This window comes from Aureliella helgolandensis (genome assembly GCF_007752135.1).
Classification (GTDB): Bacteria; Planctomycetota; Planctomycetia; order Pirellulales; family Pirellulaceae; genus Aureliella; species Aureliella helgolandensis.
Genome location: NZ_CP036298.1, coordinates 1,922,574 through 1,943,775, shown reverse-complemented (window position 1 = coordinate 1,943,775; position 21,202 = coordinate 1,922,574). Strand labels below are relative to the sequence as shown.

The window sequence follows — 21,202 nt, the reverse complement described above, 5'->3', positions numbered from 1 at the left end:
CAACAAAATTAAAGAATTGCTGTAAGATATCGGATGAAAGTTTGCTGCGATTCGTCGTCGCGAAAGTTGACATGACCGCCGGTTGTGTATAGACTTACGCTCGGTCGGACCGCACCCGTTTGTGCGGAGTTCTCAGTTGTTTTCCCAACGTATCGTCGCAATATGCTTGATTGCACTCTATGGAGTGCCAGCTGCGGTTGGGCCTCATTGGCACCATCACGAGCCTGCGTGCTCACATAGCGACGCTTCCTGCCAAATCGAACATGCTCCGTCAAGCGGCGAAAGCCACTCGTCGCATTGCTGTTCGCATGGTGAGCATTTATCGGAGCACGGGGCGTCGGCCCCAAGCGACCGTCCCGAAATTGTGGCCAGTCATGGTCCGTGCTCCATCTGTGCCTTTTACGCGCAAGCTCAGTCCGAGCACAGCTTCGTTATCGAAGTCTACAGCGGCCAACTGATCACCTCAATTGCTACGTCGTATCTATCAGCCGATTCCATTCGGACTGTCTATCTCAAGGCCCGAGGGCCGCCAAGCCGCGCCTAGCTGTGCGGTATTTCTTGAGCTGATTTCGTCTGCATCCTCACGCGTTGGGTTCGCCCGTTCGTGTCGCTCGCGATTTCACTTTCTTCGCCCATGCTTTCGATCCATCAAGGCTCGATCCCTCGCAATCTTGTGTCCGTTGGGGTCAAAGTGTCGCCGTGGCATCGAAGTGTGAACGCGCGTTGTCAACGTTTTCGACTAAATCCAAGTGCACGTTTGCCCGCGGTATGCGCGGCGCGCCGTAAATGGTCCGACCAAACCTTTGTCAGACGCCAACCGCGCTGCCCGGGCGACTTGTACTTGGAACGAACAATTTCAACTAACGGGAATTTCCATGTTTACGGAATCGTCGAGCGCACGACGTGGTTTCACGCTCGTGGAGCTGCTGGTGGTGATCGCTATTGTCGGAGTCCTTGTCGGATTGCTTCTTCCGGCGGTGCAAGCGGCACGCGAAGCAGCCAGGAGGATGCAGTGCGCCAACAATCTCAAGCAGATGGGGCTGGCCATCCTAAATTATGAAACGCTCCACAGATCGCTTCCACTTACGACAACCGGGCCAAGCCACGCGAATCCACAGTTGGGGAGCGGTTTTGCGAGTTGGATGGCGAGGATCCTACCGCAGATTGAGCAGGGGCCACTCTACAACTCGATTGACTTCTGCCAGTCGATGGTTGATGACAAAAGCTTCTCAGGCAGTTTTGACTACAGGCATTTAACCATGAGTGCTACGCATCCGAACGCTCGAGCTGCTGCAACAATCGTACCCACATTTCTTTGCCCATCCGACCCAGTCCTTCAGACACCAACGCTCGGTACTGCCCAGCCCGCCCCTGGATCGTATGCAGGAAACCTAGGATGGGTTCGTGGTGCAACCGGAATCGAAGGATCGGGGGCACCACTCAAAGTCGCGAATGGCGCGATGCCAATCATCAATCCCCTCCAGCCTGATGCTTGGCAAATACCCAAGATCAAGTTACGCGACTTCACGGACGGCACTTCGAGCACCGCTCTCGTAGCGGAACGCCTCATCAACAATGCGGTGGGAACTACCGGACCTTTTGGAACCACCATGCAGGGCAGTTCCAAACCTGCAACCACATCATTCTGTGCTGGAGCCGGCAGTAGCAATCGACGGCTCGGGGATTGGGTTACGTACTGCAATGGAGTGTCGGTAGCTGATCCCACCTATTCTCTGCCGCATGGCCGTAGTTGGATCTCAGGATGGACGCTGGCATCGAACTTGTACATGCACGTCATGCCGCTGAACACGCGCAACTGCCACCTGTATGGTGGCGAAGACGACGGCAGCAACATTGTGACTGCCAGTAGCAATCACGTGGGAGGAGCCTTGCTTTGCTTCGTCGATGGCCATATCCAGTTCCTGAGCGATAGCATCGACAACCAAGTGTGGTGGTCGATTGGTTCTCGCAATGGAGGTGAGGCCGTCGGTGAAATACCCTAATCGTTTTTTTGCATCCAGTTTTAATGTACTCACCCGTACTCAATCCTTACCAGGAAACGCATCCATGAAGACATTTGTTTTTGCATTGACCATTTGCGTCTTGCACTCAGTAACTAATTCTATTCACGCAGAAATCTATATCTCCGGTCACTCCGATCTTGGAGTCGGCTTCGAAGATGGAAATCTTCATTTGCATTCGCATAACGAAGATCCTGTAGGGCTCTTTGGCGGTGGAACGGCACCGGCCGGGGAATACGATCCAGGCGATCTTCTCATCGGGGTTCCCAATCCGTCGATTGCTCGCCCAACCGGCTCGCAGTGGGATTTTTTGTCAGCCAACGCCGGAGATTCGGTTTGGTTCCTTCCACAGAGTTCCAATCCGCAGAAACCCTTTCTGGGCTTCGGAACCGAAGAGCTAAACGCCTCTGACGGTTGGTCGACGCCGCTCACTTGGACGTTTAATTCAATCACCACTTTTTCGGGTGCCCCTTCTGAGTTTGCGTTGTGGCAAAGCGACAGTTTGGGGAATCCTGTTGTATTCGCATCTACTCTGGCGCCAACGGGGACAGACAATAGTTGGACGCAAAATCCTCTCAGTCACGATCACTACAACTTTGGCTTCACTGGCGAAGGCATCTACGACGTCAGTCTATCGATTAGTGGAACGAACTCTGGCGCCGGCTCAATTGCCCAGGGATTGTATTCCGATACTGCCTCGTTTCGCTTTGTAACCGGCAGCGAGATTTCCGCAGTGCCAGAACCCAGCAGTCTGCTGCTTGCTGGATTCGTCGCGGCAGGTGGGCTTTTCCATCGCCGACGCATCGGCACCTAAGAAGGCATGCACTGGGATGAATTTCATTCACTTAGGCCGGTTGGTTGACCGCATCTACGCGCTGTCCAACCGCGACTTTTGTCCGTGGGCGAATCGGTATGTCTACTGGCTAAAGGAGCCGGTGGGTTGGTTCGCACTGGCGCTGGTCGCGAGCTTGCTGGTAGGAGCGTTCTTAAGCCCGCTGGGCTGGAGCGTGGCGGCGGGTTTGGCAACAGTAATTGTCCTCGGACTGAGCTTTCCCTGGCTGGCAACGCGTTGCGTACGCTGCAAACTACGGCCGGTGGACTTTGAGCTGCGGGAACGACAAGACACGTTCTTGAGCTTTAGCGTAACGAACTACTTGCCGCTGCCGATTACTGGCCTGCGCATCGAAGGATATTTTTCTCAAATGGGCGATGCAGAGGATGATAGGCAAGCTCAGGCTGATGGCGTGCTGGGACTGGTCCCAGCCTTTAGCCGAGCGACCTATCGACTGCCTCTGTGTCCAGAGTATCGAGGCCATTATCCAACCGTCCCCCCAAAGATAGCTTGTTCGTTTCCATTCGGCATTTGGACTGCTCGAATCGGAGTAGAAGACGTCGTCCCTGTACTGGTGCGGCCGTTGTACATCCCTCTGCAGTCCGATGTTGAACGCGTGGGTTCAAAGTGGTCCGATCATGGTCCCGGAAACAGGCCTTGCAAGCACGGTGAGTTTCAAGGTGTAAGAGATTTTCGCGATGGCGATTCTTTGAAATCCATTCATTGGGCTCAATCGGCGCGGAATGAGCGACTGGTTGTGTGCGAACGTGGCGGCCCCCAACAGGAGACGATCAATGTGCAATTGTCAACAGCTCGCAGCTTAGGAACAGCGAGATGCGCCAGAGAGAATTTGGCCTGGCGAGTACGATTGGCGGCTAGCGTGAGTGAACTACTCTCTGCACGCCATATACCGTTCCGATTGTGGATCGACGACCAACCAATTTGCCTGCCGCCTGGCCCACATGCTTCTCGGCGGGCAAGAGATTTGTTGTCGGACGTACCGCTGGACAGTAGTCCAGAGAAATTACAGGCCACATCGCACGTGGAGCCGAGCATGCCAACGATTCGAATACATGCTTGGGACGAGAACGGACGCCCACATCGCGAGCAAACCATCTGCTTCGAACTGATCACGCCAGGTCGAGGCTTTCGCAGCACAGACTGTAGTGGCAGAGGAGAATCTGGCCGAGTTCACAATGGCGGTTTGATCGACCTGGATCAAGATATTGCTTCGCAACTGGAACAACTGCTTATGGAGGCCGATCTTGCAAATTTCGCCGCTTAGTGCAGCACCGCGATCATCGCCCAGCACCACCGAGAATTTTCTGCGGCGACAACCACTCGTGCAGCGAGTAGAACACTCGCTGACTCGTCGACGTTCCGGTGCTATTGCCATGGCTTGCGTGGCACTAGTAACTCTAGTGCAACGTAGAGCGAATTATGACAGCGTGTTGTTCATGGCCTGGGAAGCAATTCTATGTGCCGGGGTTATCCTCGCGGCAGGCTGCTGCCATCGCTTGCGTACCTCGCTGGGACAATTGCCACTACGGCAAGGCTTGGAACAACGACTCAATGTAGCGACGGTAATATTACTACTTGTCGCTTTCGCCTCCCCTTGGGCCATCAATTTTCTCGCCAAACGCTGCGGAGTTGGCAATGGATCGGAAATTGTCATGCTCGGAACTCTTGGTTGGGCGGGATTGTCGAGTGCTTTATTGGGGACACGGTCACGTACCGTTAGCCTATCCGTCGTGTGCAGCGGTTTCGTAGCTCTATTTGCAACACTCATCTCGGATGTCGCATCGGCAACCTGGTTTGCTTATGCCTGGGTTGCGCTGTGTATGTGGTGGTTGGTAGGCAATCATTGGGAGGGCCTGGAATCGAGGTCCGCCGAGCACATCGATAGGTCTGTGGGCCTCCGTTGGACTTATCTCGCGCTAGTTCTTGTTGTGTTCGTCGGAAGTACTCTAGCGATTGGCCATCGAGTGCCGGTATGGCAAAGGTTGCGAGCAGAGCTGATGCCGACCAGCGGTGGAACAACCGGCAAGGACAGCGCGGCTCGATCAGGAGTTGGCAATGGCGACGCATTGATCGCCGCCAAGAACCACGCGACATCCTTCGGCGCGGTGGAAACCGACATGTTCCTCGATTCGGAGAAGCCTAGTCTGTTCGATGTGTTCAGCGATGAGTTTGGCGAGCCTAAGCCAAAGGAATCGGTGGAACAAGCTCAGGCATTGTCGCCACAAGATGTTCAAAGCGATGAAGGGAAATTTAGCGAAGCCAATCGCTCGTCCAGTGCAAGCGAATTCGGAATCGAGCGCAAGCCAACTGAACGCAAGGCACTGCCCGAGGACCTAGTTTCGAACGCACTATTCTTCTGGCAAGGCGGAGCGCACGCACACTTGGCGGTCGAACGTTTTCATCATTTTGACGGAGTAACTTGGACCGGGGCACCAATAACGAGAGCTGAAGCATCACGCGCAGCCAAACCTGGAGCGATTGAAGTCGAGCAACAAAGTTGGTTTTTCGCGCCGGGCAACAAATTTGCGAGTTCGCTCAGCCCCTTTCGCGGCGCAGTGGCCGAAGCGGCCAAGTTCACGCGATACGGATCGCCGATCATCCCGAGTCGCTGTGGAACCAAGCTGTGGAGTATAGATCAAATTAGCCGTGCCGACTTCTTCCACTACGATGCCTCGGATTGTCTCTCGATGCCGGGACGCGAGCGCGTCCCCGACTATACCATGGTGCGTTTCGTGAACGGGGAGATCGACCTCGAAAAAATGGAGCAGTTGCTTCAACATTGTTCACCGGGAAAGGAGCACGTGGGTGGCGCGAAGACATGCCAAGAAGAACTGGCGGAACTTGCACACAGCTATGCAGACGAAACGTCAAGAGGTTGGGAGCAAGTCCGTTCTGTCGTCGAAGGCCTGCGCAGAGAGTTCCGACACAGGCAGGGCAACGTGGATACTAAACACCAGACAGCACTTGAGCAGTTCTTGCAAGTACGATCTGGGCCAAGCTACCTGTTCGCAACTGTGGCAGCTTTGATGCTCGAGCATTTGGGCTATGAAACGCGTCTGGTCACGGGCTTCTATATAAATCCCAAGCATTACGTTAAAGCCGACAACGAGTACGCGGTTCAAGGCAGCGATGTCCATGTGTGGCTCGAAATCAACGCCGGGCACGGTTATTGGATTCCACTCGAGCCTACACCTGGCTATCGTGCTCCTCGTACCACCGCCAGCATCTGGTATCAGGCCATGCAAGCACGTTGGGAGATTGCTGGCTGCTGTCTTGTTGCATCAATCAGCCTCAGCATCTTGTACCTACTACGAGCTTGGATCTTCGATTTACTTTGCTGGTGTTGTGCTCCTGCCCTAGTCGTCCTCAGCGACAGGCGTCGGGTGCGGTGGACGGCTTGGATATTGGATGTCCGTCTATCGCTTTTGGGCAGAAAGCGACCACGCGGTGCCGTACTGCGGAAACATCTGTCGGCATCATTGAATCTTCCTGAATGCCAAAGTAATAAAGTTCGTACCGTACTCGAAGCATCGGATTGTCTGCTATTTGGCAACCGCAGCTCGCTATCGGCAGAGCAACGCACCTCTATTCTGGAACTTTGGAGAGAACTTACCGTGGCTAAACTTCGCAAGTTACGCATCGTCGAGAGCCCTTCATGAATTCAATTGTACACACCGAACGAAGAGACACCGTGGAAACAACCGCGAAGGTCATCGATGTCCTGCGGAAACAGCTCAACGAAGCGTTACTTGGCAAGCGAGATCGGATCGAATTGGTGATTGCTTGCCTGTTGGCCGGAGGGCACCTGTTGTTGGACGATCTTCCAGGATTGGGTAAGACAACCCTCGCGAAAGCGGTCGCGTCTAGTTTTCAGGCCAAGTTTGGGCGGATTCAATGCACGCCGGACTTGCTGCCTACTGATATAACTGGATTCAATTTGTTCAATCAAAAATCGCGAGAATTCGAGTTTCACCCGGGGCCAGTTTTCGCGGACATTTTGCTAGCCGATGAAATCAATCGCACCACGCCACGCACGCAGAGCGCTATGTTTGAAGCAATGGCTGAACGACAGGTCACCATTGACGGTCGCTCGCAGCTGTTGTCCCCGTCCTTCTTTGTGATCGCGACACAGAATCCGATCGATAGTCACGGAGCCTATCCACTTCCCGAAGCTCAACTCGATCGCTTTGCAATGAAGCTCGAAATCGGCTATCCGGATCGCGAAGCACAATTGTCGATTCTCAAACTCCAGACACGCAGCTTCACTTCTGGCGGCGCGACTCCACTCTCCGTCGATGATCTTGCACACGCGCAGTGTCATGTTAGTGAGATTCTTGTCGCCGATGCAGTCCAGCACTACATCATCTCCCTATGCGAGCAATCGCGGCAGCATGCTCAAGTAGTCCTCGGTGTCAGCCCACGTGGAATGTTGATATGGCAGCAAGTTGCTAAAGCCTGGGCATTGCTGCACGATCGCGACTTTGTCATCCCCGATGACGTTCAAGCGGTCGCCGAACCAGTGCTCGGAGTGCGACTGGTGGTTCGCAACGCTAGAACCAATGATGTGATCCAAAGTATCCTGGAGGCGGTCGACGTACCGAACTATCGATGATCAGTGTTCTACGTTCTCGGATCGTCAGCCGACAAACGCTCTTGGCCGATTCGTGCCCAGGCAATTCGCTCGTATGCCAACAGGTCTTTGGGGCATGCCTATTGATTTGCCTTCTGCTGACGGGCTGCGGGGTGGAAAAGGAGTCTTTGTTCGAAGAAGAACATGACTTGCCTGCGCACTGGCCAAGTGGCCTAGTCGACGCAGCCACAAAGATCGATCAACGCATAAGCCGATTGGCAAGCGTAGTGGGGGAGTCGAAGCTTGCAACCGAAGAAAATGGGAGCGAGCAATGCGAATCTGAATTGCGGGATTTGGTGGAGTGGATCCCCGAAGTAGCCGCCGACACCGACTTGAGCGAATCGCAGTGGTTACCCATTTATGAGTTATGTGAAGTTATGCGTGAGCACTTGTCGCGCAGCGATGTGAGTGCGTCCGATATTGAAGAAGATTTCCGCAGGCTCCAAGCTCTCTTAGTAGAGTCCGCCCAACTGCTGCCGAGTTTAACTGATACGCCTCTTGCGGAAGAACCGGCTAGCGTTTTGCAGGACGCGACGGAATCAGCCTCTAGTGACATCATAGAAGCCCCAACACGCCCGGGAGACAAAACATGAATGTGATGGTAATGGGTGGCTTGGTGCGATTCGTACAAGGCATCGCGGCAGCCGCACCAACTCTAGCTGTTGGATTGTTCATTGCAGCGGTGTTGAGATATTACTTGGGGCAATCGGGCACGAAACGATTGTTTGGCAGTGAGTCGGTGTGGGCCCTGCCACAAGCCTGGTTGGTCGGCATGCTGTTACCGGTTTGCTCAATCGGTGTGATTCCCATCATTCGCGAGTTGCGACGGATGGGTATTCGTCCCGGTGCGATCACTGCTTTTGCACTGTCTGCACCGTTGTTCAACCCCTTGTCGCTACTCTATGGACTTACGCTTTCTCGACCTTACGTGATTGTGGGTTTCGCTTTCGGATCGCTGTTGGTTGTCACCATCCTTGGACTAATCTGGGATCGATTCGCAGCTCCCCACAGCGATTCGGCCAATCGCGTCGGAGCGCCGATTGGCTTGCGAAGACTTGGGGTTTCTGCGATTTTCATGGGGCGTGAGCTGTGCGGACCAAGCGGAGTTCTAGCTTTGATTGCGCTCGCTGGCTTGTGGTTCCTGGGGTCACTCTTACCACACGGAGCACTGCAGTCCTCGGTCGAACAGGGCGATACCTTAGCTCCCACCATCATGTCGCTAGTTGCGGTACCCATCTACGCAACACCGATGTTGACGATGAGTCAACTTGGGATGATGTTCGCACACGGCAATTCACCTGGAGCCGCCTTCGCGTTGCTATTGTTGGGGACTGGTGTAAACCTCGGCACGCTGTGGTGGATTGGCCAGAATTTCGGCTGGCGTTCAACTGCGATTTGGTTTGGCGTCTTGTTCGCCGTAGTACTCGGCGTTGCTTATGCCATCGATCGCCCGTTGATACCGCCTGGAGTTGAACCCGCAGGACATACCCATGCATTCGATGTGTATACGAATCCATTTCACAGCGGCACCCCGCTGTCGCTTGCCACGATCTGGGACGCGATCGTCAAGAATCTCAGCATCTTTGACGCTGCAACCACGGGGTTGGTCGCCGTAATGCTTGCCAGTGGAGCCGCCAGTCTCACTGTTGCCCGAAGTTTTACTGATAGAATGCTAGAGGCAGATTTTAGGAAAGCATCAGAAAACGTGGAGGATTCCCTCGAATCCCCAAGCGTTGGAAGTGGTTTGAATCGACAGGTATCACCGCGCATCGTTGGTTTGACTTGCTTAGCTGGCCTTGTCGCTTTGAGTATTGTCGGTTGCTACGCCTACTATCCGAAACCAAGAGAAGTCCTCGAGGAAATGAGCTTAGCGCGCGTGGAAGTGCTCACCGGCATTACCAGCCGTGAGTACGATCGCGCACTACACTGGATCCCGATCCTGGAGGAATGGTCTCGGAAGCTGGAAGTGGGCTACGCGTTGCGGCACTTCGAACTGCGTCCTTACCAGCAAATCCAGGCCTACCTGTTAAGGAAAAAACTCGAAAGCCTCGAGCATGAATTGGAACATGAGCAGGAAACTCAGGAACTACGTAGTGAGACCGGCGACTCATCGCACAGCGAGGAGTTGGACGCACTGCGTACTCTAATTTCAGAAAATGGCCGCAGATTGAGCGTGGCATTTGAAGAAAAGTAAACGAAACTGCCAGACAATCGACAAAACCGCAACAGTTTTTTAGACCGTGCCGCAGAATAAGTGAGTCGATAGCACATTTTCGAAATGCCCCAGGTAGAATTGAGGCACACAAACTGGGCCCCAATGGCTACAACAGAGGGTAGAAATCGATTTTGAGTAGTCGTATTAAGAAGGCGTTTACGCTAGTCGAACTGTTAGTTGTTATATCCATCATTGGCATCCTTGTTGGATTGCTGCTTCCCGCTGTCCAAGCGGCCCGTGAGGCGGCTCGTGCAATGCAGTGCCAAAACAACTTGCATCAAATTGGTTTGGCGACGCACATGTTTCATGACACGCTGAAGGCGTTTCCGCCAGCTCGCTATCAACCGCGTCCCGATGCTCCGGCAGACCGAGCGTGTGGGGGAGAGCAAACAACTTGGCTTGTGCGCATCATGCCGTTCATTGAACAGGCATCAGCCGAGGCACGGTGGGACTACTCGATCGCCTATGCCGATCATTCTCCGGAGATTCGCGAATTCACGGTGGCATCCTATTGTTGCCCTTCGCGCCGAACAGCTTCAAGTGCAAGAGGTGAAGGGGTCGTGGTAGCAGCGACCACGACTTGGATCACTCTACCTTGCGGCTGTAAAGTCCCTGTGACAACTAGCGGCGTTGAGCAAATCAGCGGCGCAGTTGGCGACTATGGCGGCAACCATGGCGACCTATCCCCTGGATCGTCCGGTCTACCAAGCGACTTCTACTATGGCGGGAATGGCAACGGAGTCATTATTTCTAGTCACGCCAAGTGCAATTCGGACGTTCCGCTTGATTGGACCGACAAGCTTCGCATGAGCCATATTACCGATGGATTGAGCAGCACGTTTTTATCAGGCGAAATGCATGTGCCACTTGGAAAGCTCGGAAGCTCACCAGAAGATGCATTCATTTTCAACGGCGATCATGTGTTCAATTCTACGCGAGTCGGCGGGCCTACGGTGCCAATTGTGCAAAACAATCGGGACGAAGGAAACGGCCTCGTGAGTTGGGGAAGTTGGCATCCAGGCGTTTGCCACTTCGTGCTGGCTGACGGCAGTGTTCGTGGTATCACCAAAACGATCGACACCGAGACACTCGGAAACTTATGCAACCGCGCTGACGGAATGGTCGTGAGCCATGCTGAGTAGACGCAGGATTCATGGTGCAACACTTGCGTTGTTTTTTTTAACAGCGGTGGGTTGTTCGGACCATTTACCAACTTACCCCGTTGCCGGAAAAGTCGAGTTCACTTCGGGTGGCCCCGTTCACGTCGGTACAGTTGAATTAAAATCACGTCAGCACGGCGTACAAGCTCGCGGACAGATCCAACCCGATGGGAGCTTTACGCTCACCACGTACAAAGACGGGGACGGCGCAGTGGCGGGAACTCACGACTGCGTCGTCGCTCAATTCGTGATGGCCGAAGGAATAGCAGGACATCGCCCAAGCACTATTGGAGTCATCGACCGACGCTTTGCCAGCTATTCAACCTCCGGGCTAACCATCGAAATTTCGCCAGGTGAAAGCAATCACCTACTTATTGAAGTTCAGGGAGCCTTAGAGCACCAGCCGGTCGATCACTCTCACAACTAGTCCTTAAACAAGCGTACTCCACTTGCTTGGCGGAGCATTTGCGCATAAAAAAACTCGAAATATCCTGCAGTTTGTTGGTCTTTTTTCACCAGCCCAACAAGCCGCTCGCTAACCACGATGGAGATTTCGAGTGAAGACGATTAAAGCAGATTTGATTCGAAAACGCAAACGACATATCAAGAACCGCGGGGACGGAAGGCGGCCTCCCCTGCGGACTGATCCGCCACAACACTGCGCTGGTGAGAACTCACCCCAGGAGCGTGTGAAGGAAACTCACCTCGTGGTACGGATCAAAATTCGGCCTGAAGCTGACTTCGGAACAGTATTCCATCGTCACCTACCAATATGTCGCTCGCGGTGTTTTGAAGCGGACTACCGTCCAATACCGTAACGTCAAAGGATGCCTTCAGCTGCGGCTTGCCAAGCGGATACCAATTGAATCCTGCTGCATACTCAGATGCCGTTCCCTGCTCGCCTTTCACTTGCGAGTAGCGGGCATTGACGTCGAGTTTCTTGGGGATCAAGAAGTAGCCACCTTCCGTGTAAAAGCCATACTGTTCCAGGCTATCATCGGGCAGCGGTGCGTCCGCAATGATGTTATCGATCCAACGCATGAAGACTTCTGAATCGAAGCTCCACCCTCGCCATTTGAAGATGGCGTCGAGGCCGTAGAAAACGATGTCGTACTCAGACACAGTTACTCCGGCAGCAAGTGCTCCCGTCTGCGTAAGACGCGTTCCATCGGACAGTCGGAGAAAGTCGGCCTCTCCCAAGGGAATGCCAATTGCATCGGACGTGTTTGGCGAATAGACAAAGGAATGCCCGAAACGCACCAACGGGTTTCGCGTGCAATCAAAGTCCACGATCTGACCACCAATGTTGCCGCGAGAATCAAAATAGTTGGTCGCGGCGAATGTGAATCGGTCGTCGGTGATTAGGTTCGGCAGATTCGCAGTGTGATAACCGTTGCCGACCATTAACTCATAGTGGCCATTGTCACCAATCGTTCCAACTCCAAATATCCCGACAGTTCGATCTGGCCGGAAAAAGTCATTGGCCATGGGGCGATCGATGAATCGGGTTCGTCGAGCGCCCAATAGCCACTGGCGGCTTGCAGAAACTTTGCGTTTCCCGAACTGCAACTGAAACGAATCTGTCAGTTGCCAGCCCCACCAGTAGTCAAAAAAGTCGACGCTATGCGCCCCGTCCGTATCCCCATCTAGTTGAAGGAAGTAGGTGAGTCGCTGATCAACGGCAAAGCCGGAAAACACGAGGCGCCCGCGTTCGATGTCAAACGCATTGCGGTCTCGTACTAGCCTGGTCCCCCCTGCGCTATCTGTCCACGACGCTACATCGCGGTCAAAAGCGTGGTGGCGAAACTGTATCCAGCCACTGACGTTGAGCTCAAAGGGATGCTTTGGGGGATCGAACGCCCGGACTACAAACCCTCGATCGTAGTCTGCGTAGAAGTTTAGCGTCGGATGACTCCCGCTAGCGTTACTACTGTTATCGCTGGTCACATCAGTCGGCTTTTCCAAGATTAGCGGATCCCCCAGCACGCTTCCAGGCATACGCGACTTGTCCTCCCTGCCCAGAGCTGCGCCAAATGGTGATGCAGCCGCGGCCTGCTTGCCTCCGAGCAGTTTCGTCAATTCGTCGATTTGCGCTGCCTGATAATCGATTTGCTGCTGCAATGCAGTAAGGGAGGGGGAGGCTTCCACATTTTGAGCTAAACAGTATGAAGCGCTCACCGTAGTCAGCGCGGCGAATACCTCCAGCATTACTTGAGTTAGTTTCGCTAGCATTTCCCTTGACCTACGTCTCACGGAGCGGAATTAACATCCATTTCGACTATTCGTAATCGGTGGGTTCTGGCGTCTGTGCCATTGAATACGAATAAATCGATTAGTAGCTCTCCGAGGTGCTGCGGAAAATGCAGTCTGGAACGGTATTAACGCCCGCCCCCCTCGCAGAATCGATCTTCTTGAAGCGTTGCCTAGAGACTTCCCATGCAGTAATCTCAAGATTGCCTGCTAGACGAAGTGCACCGCGATGCTCCAGCCACTATCAGTCTCGGCAACAACGATGAAACGGACTCGTATCCAGGTGCAGGACGCTCCATGGCGGTCGATGGCTCGCTTGGTTCGAGGCGTTTGAGTGCGAAACCGCCATGACGAGCTATCAAATCGACAACGTCGGGTCAGATCCACTGAAAGGACGAATTGGCTGCACTTCACGATAAAGGTGGGCGTGGCATGCATCGTCACCTGCACATGACGCTCTCGGTCGGTTCGACATGGGGCAAGAACAACGACTGCGGTCGGGCCTGAATTCGACGATTCTGCGAGGCCAAAATGATATCCGCGTACGCTGCGATGCCATCGCAGAGACGACCGGGAGCAACCCGTCCAAGCGAGCAAATGCCATGCGACGAGACGGTATCTCGGTCACGGGTGGGCTTGGCGGATTCAACCATTCTGCTCGCGGTGGCCCGCGAAGGCTGCACTTGGTGGATAGAGTTGGTTACTGCAAGGGGCCAATTGCTTCACGCAGCCCCTGCCCCCCCGATCGTCGATTGACCAGCAAGCGTTTTATCCTCGTGCATAAAGCCAATCAGTACCCTTGTAAATGACGAGAGCGGAAATCTTGAGAAACACCGACGTCTTTAAAGTGCTCGGTTTTCGATCGTCGGAGTCGTTGCCTTGGCAGGTGGATTAAATGCCTTCAAACAATTCCTGAGTTCAGTTCCCGTCGACAGCGAAGTGGCCTTCGTGTTGGTTCCTCAGCTCGGTCCATCGCACGAGAGCCAGCTGGTGTCGCTGTTATCCAAGGTCAGCTTGCTCCGGGTTTTCGACGCCAAACAGGGATTTTCGTTGAAGCAAATCACGTCTACGTAGTCCCCTCCCACTACTTCCTAACAATTGTCGCCTGCGTTGCTGATTCGCTCGGTTGCTTCGTCTTGCGATAGCCTGAGTGTCGCGCGGCGATTCCACGGCGGGATCGGCGGCTCGGTACGTTCTTCGTCGGTTGCAGCTCTGGCTTGCTACAGCTACGACACCGCCTTTGCCCGATCGCCAGCAGTCGCTTTGTTCAACACCAGCAAGCCAGAGCACATACGGTTTGGACGTGTCTTCGTCATCCAAGAAGCCAACGCTTCTTCAGCTCATCGCCTAGGAGGAGACAACGTCTGAACACGCCAGAAAAGGCGTGAAGGACGTTGAGCGCAGCCGGATCGAGCGCTATAGCACGAGCCATTCGGGCCATCTTTGGACTTCCATCGCATAGGGTTGAGCATAATCACTGAAACCAATGTTGCCGCAACATGCCCAAAAAGCACCCTCGAAAAATTTGTTCTACCCCCAAGTTTCACCCCCTGAGCGGCAGATAGTGTTACTTTAGAGACAAACCACGATGAGCTGACGACTGATAAAGAACTTCCATGGAATCAACATCACACACGTCGGCTGATGACGCCGACATGGGACCGAGCGCCCCCGAGGCCCCTCGCAAAGCCATGGTTGGGCAGAGCAACGGCGACGAGGTGGTTGACGTTGTCGTCATCGGCAGCGGGTTTGGGGGCAGCACCGCGGCGCTCCGTTTGACCGAGAAAGGATACCGCGTGGCAATACTCGAGGCAGGTCGCCGATTCGATGAGCAGAGTTTGCCAACAACTTCTTGGGACTTACGCGCGTTTTTATGGGCTCCGTTGCTGCGATGCTTCGGCATCCAACGCATCTCGCTGCTTAAGAACGTCATGATCCTTTCCGGCGCCGGTGTGGGCGGCGGATCGTTGGTTTATGGAAATACACTCTACGTTCCTCCTCCGGCGTTCTTCGCCGATCCCCAATGGGCCGATATCACCGATTGGCAAACCGAGTTGGCGCCATTTTATGATCTGGCCAGTCGTATGCTGGGAGTCGTATCGGCACCAAGCACGTCGCCTGCGGATCAGGTCATACGCGCTGTGGCCAAAGAGATGGGAGTGGAGGACAGCTTTCGACCGACACCAGTGGGCGTATTTTTTGGCAAGCCTGGGGTGGAGACTGAAGATCCTTTTTTCGGCGGCATCGGTCCGCCCCGAAGCGGTTGCACCGAATGCGGAGAATGCCTGACGGGTTGCCGACACAACGCGAAAAACACGCTGCTGAAAAATTACCTGTTCTTGGCAGAACTCGGCGGGGCCATGGTTTACCCGTTGACCACCGTCACCACAATTCGGCCGCTGGACGATGGTCGTTACGCCATCGACACCGTGCCAAGTGACGGGCTGTTGGGATGCTTGGGCAAGCCCAAACGTCGCACTTTTATCGCCCCTCAAGTCGTATTGGCTGCCGGAACGATGGGCACACAAAAGTTGTTGCATCGAATGCGTGACGAAGGTCACCTGCCCGATCTATCATTGCGGTTGGGCTTACTGACGCGGACCAATTCCGAGGCGATCTTGGGCGCACGCAGCTTTGACACCGATCAAGACTTTTCCCGCGGCGTCGCGATCTCGTCTTCATTTCATCCTGATCCGCAAACGCATGTCGAGCCGGTACGATATGGTAAGGGGAGCAATGCCATGGGTCTGCTGACGACGGCGCTTGCCAAAGGAGGTGCGCGATGGCCGCTGGCAAATTGGTTGTTTGAGCTGCTGCGACACCCGGCCAGAGTGTTGCGCAACTTGAGTTTGAAAAAATGGTCGCAACAGACGATGATCGCTTTGGTAATGCAAACCCATGACAACTCCATCACCTGCTATACAAAACGCGGTTGGTTCGGGCGACGCTTTACGAGCAAGCAAGGCACTGGTCTTTCGAACCCGACGTGGATCCCGATCGGGCATGAAGTGGTGCGGCGAATCGCCAAACGCATCGGCGGCGTCGCGTATGGAGGATGGAACGACGTTTTCAATATTCCGATCACTGCGCACTTTCTCGGCGGTGCCGCGATTGGCGATTCGATCCAACGCGGAGTGATCGATCCTTATTTACGAGTTTACGGCTATCCCGGTCTGCACGTGGTCGACGGTGCGGCGGTATCTGCCAACCTTGGCGTGAACCCCTCGTTGACCATCACGGCCCAGGCCGAGCGGGCGATGTCATTGTGGCCCAACTTGGGCGACGAAGATCCACGACCGGCCATGAACGAAGCTTACCGACGATTGCCAGCGATCTATCCGAGGAACCCCATCGTGCCAGCGGGCGCGCCGGCGGCCCTGCGATTGCCAACCGCTGGAGATTCCTTGGCAACGCCCGCTGACGGAAAGTCTTCCGAGACAGTGTAAACACGGGCTTTAAAACATGAACGATCCGAAATCGATGTGCCAACTGCAACGCTTGCTGCTAGCCCAGCAAGCAGAATTCAGGCGCCAGGTTCCCGATTATCGCAAGCGACTGTGGGCCTTGGCCGAATTGAGGCGAGTGCTACGCCAGCGACAGAACGAACTGGTGCGGGCAATCTCGGAAGACTTCGGTGGCCGATCTCCGGAAGAGACCTTGGCATTGGAAATGTTTCCGCTTTACGAACAAATCCGCCACACGCGAAGTCATCTGAAAGGCTGGATGCGTCAGAAGCGGGTTCGCAGCAGTTGGTATTTGATGCCCAGCCGTGCCTTTGTTCAGTACCAGCCGCTCGGAGTCGTGGGCGTCATGGGGGCGTGGAATTATCAACTCCTGCTTTCGCTCGGACCGGTCGTCGAAGCGATGGCCGCGGGCAATCATGTCATGATCAAACCCTCTGAAGTCACTCCACGTTCGGCCGAATTGATCCGACAGATCATCGCCGAAACGTTTGCTCCCGAATACGTCACGTGCGTGACCGGTGACACCAAGATGTCGGCACGATTTTCGAGTCTGCCTTTTGACCACCTGTTTTTCACTGGCTCGACTCGAGTCGGAAAGATCATCATGCGAGCCGCCGCCGAGAATTTGACGCCGGTGACTTTGGAACTCGGTGGCAAGTCGCCGGCGATCCTTCACGAAAGTTATCCACTGTCGCGAGCGGTGCCCCGACTGATGACGGGAAAACTTTACAACGCAGGTCAAACGTGCGTCGCTCCGGATTACCTGTTTATACGAGAGGGACAAGAGGCTGCACTGGAGGACCAAGTCCGTCGAGATGTGGCCAAACTCTATCCACGATTAGTCGACAATCCCGATTACACTCGGATCGTCAGTCGCGACCGTTATCGGCGTTTGAAGTCTTACGCGGACGATGCGCGTGCCAAGGGCGGACGGTTGGTGGTGCTCGCGTCGGCCCAGGAAAGAGGAACGCCCGAAAACAAAGTCTTTCCGCCAACCCTGATCTTTTCCGCCACTGACGAAATGCTGGTGATGCAAGAAGAGATTTTTGGGCCCATGCTGCCGGTGCTGACTTACAAAACGATCGATCACGCGATTGCCTATGTCAACGACCATCCCAAGCCACTCGCCCTGTACTATTTCGATCAAAATAGAAGCCGCGTGAAGCATTTGCTCGACCACACGTTCTCAGGCGGCGTCACGGTGAACGACTGCATGTTTCATTTGGGCCAGCACCATTTACCCTTCGGCGGCGTGGGGGCCAGCGGCATGGGGCAGTACCACGGCCATGACGGGTTCGTCACGTTTTCCAAGAAACGTGGTGTGATGGTGCAGCGGGCGGTCGCTAGCACCTCGCTGTTCAAAGCCCCTTTTGACCGCAGCAAGAAAACAATGATTCACTTGCTCCTTCGGCTGGCCATGCGGTGATCCTTGATGCGACATTGAATCTCAGTTGACGAGGCTCTTTTTCGTCACCGGTACAGCTTAAGCCCGCAACGGTGCCGATTTCGCGATCAACCCAAAAACTACTTCCGTTGGACAAACCGACTTAGGTCGAAGTCCAACAATGAAGCCCCGGGGTGGTTCGTGCATTTCGCAGGCACTTGGATGACAATCATGATTTGGCCAGCGCGCACAGGAGGGCGTGACCGAGGCCGTCCTGGGCGTCAAAAAATCGAAGTATCGTTCAGGTGCTCCAATTATTCGGCTGTCCCACGAAATGAGTGGGTGAGCCTGTTGGTTTGCCCTTCGCTCGGGCTCCGCGGAAGGGGCTAAGTCGATCGAATTGTATTAATGAAAGGTGCATCTGGTGGAGAAATCAGGTATTGGTTTTGGTGCTTAAATCAACTCCAACAACCTAATCCCCCACACCAGATGCAGCTAAAGACTATCCTAAATCATCGCTATCGACTCAAGCGGTTTGTGTGCGGCAAGGCAACTTTTTCGCAAGATCGTTTGCTGGTTGAAGTCAAACCCCGTAAAAACAGTCGTCCACGGTGCGGTAAGTGCCGCAGGCTTGGGCCGATCTACAATACGCGATCACCGAGAGAATTTGAGTTTGTTCCTATCCTGGGGATGGCTGTATTTTTCGTGTACGCGATGCGGCGGGTTGATTGCCCGGACTGTGGTGTGAAGACCGAGTATTTGGAGTGGTCCAGCGGCAAGGAACGGATGACGACCGCTTACAAGTGGTTTTTGAGCACTTGGGCTCGGCGTCTGTCTTGGAGCGAGACGGCGCGGATTTTTGGTACGAGTTGGAACCGAGTTTACCGCAGCGTCCACCATGCTGTGAGCTGGGGGCTCATTCATCGAGAAAAGCCCCAGTTTACTGCAATTGGCGTTGATGAAATCGCTTCGCGGCGAGGTCATCGTTACTTGACATTGGTGTACCAAATCGATGCAGGTATGCGCCGCCTATTATGGGTTGGAGAGAACCGTGAGGAGAAGACGCTGGATCAATTCTTTGAGTTATTCCAAGGAAGCATACACGGGCTGCAGTTTGTGTGCAGCGACATGTGGAAGCCCTACTTGAACGTGATCGCCAAGCGAGCGCCCCAGGCGCTGAATATTCTGCACCGCTACCACGTGATGGCGACGATGAACAAGAAGGTCGATAAAGTGCGTGCCGAGGAGACTCGTCAGTTGCAACAAGATGGCTACCAACCGATTTTGAAGCACAGTCGTTGGTGCTTGCTCAAGCGTCCTGAGAATCGCACTGCCAAGCAGACGACTACACTCCGGGAACTCCTGAAATACAATCTGCGGACGATGCGAGCCTACTTGATGAAAGAAGATTTTCAGCGGTTCTGGAACTACCGCAGCGACTACTGGGCTGGCAGATTCCTCGATGCTTGGTGTACACGTGCAATGCGTAGTCAGCTTGCGCCGATGAAGGAAATGGCTGGCACACTACGTCGCCACCGAGGCTTGTTGCTGAACTGGTTCGCCGCCAAAGGTGAGCTATCCAACAGCAGTGTCGAAGGCATGAACACTAAAGCCAAAGTCGCACTCAGAAAATCCTATGGATTCAAAACAACTAAAGTCTATAAAACCGTTTTATATCATGAGCTAGCCAAGCTCCCCGAGCACGAACTCGCCCACCAATTCTGTTGACGAGGCGAATTAATAGACCTCAGCGTGAAGGAAAGTTCGAACCGTAAAGCGACGTCCGATGATGCAATTGCCTCGGAAGCAATTCCTCTTCAGCAACCAACGCCGAAGGCCACTTCCCGACTCCGGCCATCTTCCCGAAATCTTGACTGCCGCTACTCCAATCTCCAACTTCTCGGCAAGGGCGAGCGGGCTACATGCTAGCCAATCCGTCTCTACTACAGCGACACGAGGCCAACAGAGCCTGGAATCCCATTGACGCTTGCGTCACCCCAGGCACCGCTAAGCCCTCGTTAACGGGAGGGGTTGCGTAATTATTCGAAAAACGATCGTTAAATCGTTCGAGCAGGAGGAGATAACACATAGGCGTTTTTAAACTTCCTAGGTTGAGGTATTCAGTTGTTTTTTATTGGGAGCTGAAGATGGTGATAAGACGGTCAACAAGTGGTTTCACGCTCGTCGAATTATTGGTGGTAATTGCGATAATTGGGATATTGGTAGGTTTGCTATTGCCTGCAGTGCAAGCGGCTCGCGAGGCGGCCCGCAGAATGCAGTGCTCGAACAACTTAAAGCAAGCCGCATTGTCACTGCACAACTATCACGACACGTACAAGACTTTTGCGCCCAGGGCTTACCCAAGGTGGCTGCCGGGTGATGACACACGCGGAGGATTTACCGGAATCCTTGGTTTTTTTGAGCAAGGTAATGTTTACAATTTGATTTGGACTCCCGGGGTATACGAAGGAGGGGCATGGCCGGCAGGAGGTTGGAAACCAACCTACGGGCCGTCAGCGGCGGCGGACCGCGCTTGTCCCTACACGTCGAGGATGGCAAGTTTGCTCTGCCCCAGCGACCCTGCCAGCGGACAACGTTCACCTTCGATGTGGAACCTCGAGTATGGGAAAACGAACTATGCATTCTGCGGAGGCGATGATGCCAACAGCGTTGAGCAGTCACCGCCCGCACAACCTCGAGGGATTTTTGGGCGAGAAAATGGCACGAAGATAGCCGGGATCACCGACGGCACTAGCAATACAGTGCTCTTGGGCGAGATCGTTACGTTTAGTCAGGCAAACCTAATAAAAGGCGGTATCAAGTCCGGTGTGACGATGAATAATACCACGCCGCCGACGAACTGCATGGCATTTGCTGGCCCCGACGGGCGGTACAACCCTCCTACTGGCGAGCAAGGTTGGCGAGGCCAGGGATGGTGTCAAGGCCTCATGGCTAATCTGGGTTTCAATACAATTCTCCCTCCAAATGGACCGTCCTGCGCCAATTGGCGCGGCCAAACCGGATTCTATTCCACACAGAGCTACCATACCGGCGGCGTAAATCTTGCTTTGGCAGATGGCTCGGTACGATTCATGAGTCAGTCGATCGATACTGGCAACTTAAGTCTCACGCACCCAGGTACCGGAATGAGTCCATACGGCGTCTGGGGCGCATTGGGCTCTAAAGGCGGCGGCGAGGTATCGTCTTTGCAAGACTAAGTGTTTG

General features: G+C 54.3%; 15 protein-coding genes. 14 read left to right on the top strand and 1 reads right to left on the bottom strand.

What is annotated here, in order from left to right; genetic code table 11:
* Positions 1–875 precede the first annotated feature (875 nt).
* The 9 genes from Q31a_RS06865 (at position 876) to Q31a_RS06825 (ending at position 11,306) form a co-directional block, all read left to right on the top strand.
* Positions 876–2,003 carry a DUF1559 domain-containing protein gene (locus Q31a_RS06865; protein ID WP_145075886.1) on the top strand — a complete coding sequence of 376 codons (1,128 nt, stop codon included), beginning with the start codon at positions 876–878 and terminating at the stop codon, positions 2,001–2,003.
* Positions 2,004–2,067: 64 nt separating this feature from the next.
* A complete protein-coding gene (locus tag Q31a_RS06860) occupies positions 2,068–2,835 on the top strand; it encodes a choice-of-anchor M domain-containing protein (protein WP_197356363.1) in 768 nt (255 codons plus the stop codon).
* A gap of 16 nt (positions 2,836–2,851) precedes the next feature.
* Positions 2,852–4,138, top strand: a complete 1,287-nt coding sequence (locus Q31a_RS06855) for a DUF58 domain-containing protein (RefSeq protein WP_145075880.1) — start codon at positions 2,852–2,854, stop codon at positions 4,136–4,138.
* A complete protein-coding gene (locus tag Q31a_RS06850) occupies positions 4,119–6,533 on the top strand; it encodes a transglutaminase-like domain-containing protein (RefSeq protein WP_145075878.1) in 2,415 nt (804 codons plus the stop codon). The genes Q31a_RS06855 and Q31a_RS06850 overlap by 20 nt, the downstream gene beginning before the upstream one ends.
* Positions 6,530–7,486 carry an AAA family ATPase gene (locus Q31a_RS06845; RefSeq protein WP_145075875.1) on the top strand — a complete coding sequence of 319 codons (957 nt, stop codon included), beginning with the start codon at positions 6,530–6,532 and terminating at the stop codon, positions 7,484–7,486. Before Q31a_RS06850 ends, Q31a_RS06845 begins: the two co-directional genes overlap by 4 nt.
* On the top strand, positions 7,483–8,097 hold the full coding sequence (locus tag Q31a_RS06840) for a hypothetical protein (protein ID WP_145075872.1): 615 nt from the start codon (positions 7,483–7,485) through the stop codon (positions 8,095–8,097). Before Q31a_RS06845 ends, Q31a_RS06840 begins: the two co-directional genes overlap by 4 nt.
* On the top strand, positions 8,094–9,698 hold the full coding sequence (locus Q31a_RS06835; RefSeq protein ID WP_145075869.1) for a permease: 1,605 nt from the start codon (positions 8,094–8,096) through the stop codon (positions 9,696–9,698). The genes Q31a_RS06840 and Q31a_RS06835 overlap by 4 nt, the downstream gene beginning before the upstream one ends.
* A 152-nt stretch (positions 9,699–9,850) precedes the next feature.
* The gene (locus Q31a_RS06830) at positions 9,851–10,861 is read left to right on the top strand and encodes a DUF1559 family PulG-like putative transporter (RefSeq protein ID WP_231691094.1); all 1,011 of its coding nucleotides are present in this window, start codon (positions 9,851–9,853) and stop codon (positions 10,859–10,861) included.
* Complete coding sequence (locus Q31a_RS06825; RefSeq protein WP_145075862.1) at positions 10,851–11,306, top strand: carboxypeptidase regulatory-like domain-containing protein; 456 nt, start codon at positions 10,851–10,853, stop codon at positions 11,304–11,306. The genes Q31a_RS06830 and Q31a_RS06825 overlap by 11 nt, the downstream gene beginning before the upstream one ends.
* A gap of 290 nt (positions 11,307–11,596) precedes the next feature.
* On the opposite strand, the gene Q31a_RS06820 is transcribed toward Q31a_RS06825, so the two are convergent.
* Positions 11,597–13,111: a porin gene (locus Q31a_RS06820; protein ID WP_231691093.1), complete on the bottom strand. Its 1,515-nt coding sequence runs from the start codon at positions 13,109–13,111 to the stop codon at positions 11,597–11,599.
* Positions 13,112–13,990: 879 nt separating this feature from the next.
* On the opposite strand from Q31a_RS06820, the gene Q31a_RS31330 reads away from it, so the two are divergent.
* The 5 genes from Q31a_RS31330 (at position 13,991) to Q31a_RS06795 (ending at position 21,195) form a co-directional block, all read left to right on the top strand.
* Positions 13,991–14,203 (top strand): chemotaxis protein CheB, encoded by a 213-nt coding sequence (locus Q31a_RS31330; protein ID WP_145086944.1) that lies wholly within the window; start codon positions 13,991–13,993, stop codon positions 14,201–14,203.
* Positions 14,204–14,745: 542 nt separating this feature from the next.
* Positions 14,746–16,575, top strand: coding sequence for a GMC family oxidoreductase (locus Q31a_RS06810; RefSeq protein WP_315851649.1), 1,830 nt, complete (start codon positions 14,746–14,748; stop codon positions 16,573–16,575).
* A gap of 16 nt (positions 16,576–16,591) precedes the next feature.
* Positions 16,592–18,019 carry a coniferyl aldehyde dehydrogenase gene (locus Q31a_RS06805; protein WP_145075859.1) on the top strand — a complete coding sequence of 476 codons (1,428 nt, stop codon included), beginning with the start codon at positions 16,592–16,594 and terminating at the stop codon, positions 18,017–18,019.
* A gap of 447 nt (positions 18,020–18,466) precedes the next feature.
* Complete coding sequence (locus tag Q31a_RS06800; RefSeq protein WP_145075856.1) at positions 18,467–19,705, top strand: ISL3 family transposase; 1,239 nt, start codon at positions 18,467–18,469, stop codon at positions 19,703–19,705.
* A gap of 419 nt (positions 19,706–20,124) precedes the next feature.
* Positions 20,125–21,195 carry a DUF1559 domain-containing protein gene (locus Q31a_RS06795; protein ID WP_145075853.1) on the top strand — a complete coding sequence of 357 codons (1,071 nt, stop codon included), beginning with the start codon at positions 20,125–20,127 and terminating at the stop codon, positions 21,193–21,195.
* The last annotated feature ends 7 nt before the right edge of the window (positions 21,196–21,202 follow it).

Bases quoted from the DNA above. Each gene is read 5' to 3' on its own strand.
- Q31a_RS06825 (WP_145075862.1), top strand. From the start codon at position 10,851: ATGCTGAGTAGACGCAGGATTCATGGTGCAACACTTGCGTTGTTTTTT.
- Q31a_RS06845 (WP_145075875.1), top strand. From the start codon at position 6,530: ATGAATTCAATTGTACACACCGAACGAAGAGACACCGTGGAAACAACC.
- Q31a_RS06800 (WP_145075856.1), top strand. From the start codon at position 18,467: ATGCAGCTAAAGACTATCCTAAATCATCGCTATCGACTCAAGCGGTTT.
- Q31a_RS06805 (WP_145075859.1), top strand. From the start codon at position 16,592: ATGAACGATCCGAAATCGATGTGCCAACTGCAACGCTTGCTGCTAGCC.
- Q31a_RS06840 (WP_145075872.1), top strand. From the start codon at position 7,483: ATGATCAGTGTTCTACGTTCTCGGATCGTCAGCCGACAAACGCTCTTG.
- Q31a_RS06820 (WP_231691093.1), bottom strand. From the start codon at position 13,111: ATGCTAGCGAAACTAACTCAAGTAATGCTGGAGGTATTCGCCGCGCTG.
- Q31a_RS06835 (WP_145075869.1), top strand. From the start codon at position 8,094: ATGAATGTGATGGTAATGGGTGGCTTGGTGCGATTCGTACAAGGCATC.
- Q31a_RS06795 (WP_145075853.1), top strand. From the start codon at position 20,125: ATGGTGATAAGACGGTCAACAAGTGGTTTCACGCTCGTCGAATTATTG.
- Q31a_RS06810 (WP_315851649.1), top strand. From the start codon at position 14,746: ATGGAATCAACATCACACACGTCGGCTGATGACGCCGACATGGGACCG.
- Q31a_RS06865 (WP_145075886.1), top strand. From the start codon at position 876: ATGTTTACGGAATCGTCGAGCGCACGACGTGGTTTCACGCTCGTGGAG.
- Q31a_RS06860 (WP_197356363.1), top strand. From the start codon at position 2,068: ATGAAGACATTTGTTTTTGCATTGACCATTTGCGTCTTGCACTCAGTA.
- Q31a_RS06855 (WP_145075880.1), top strand. From the start codon at position 2,852: ATGAATTTCATTCACTTAGGCCGGTTGGTTGACCGCATCTACGCGCTG.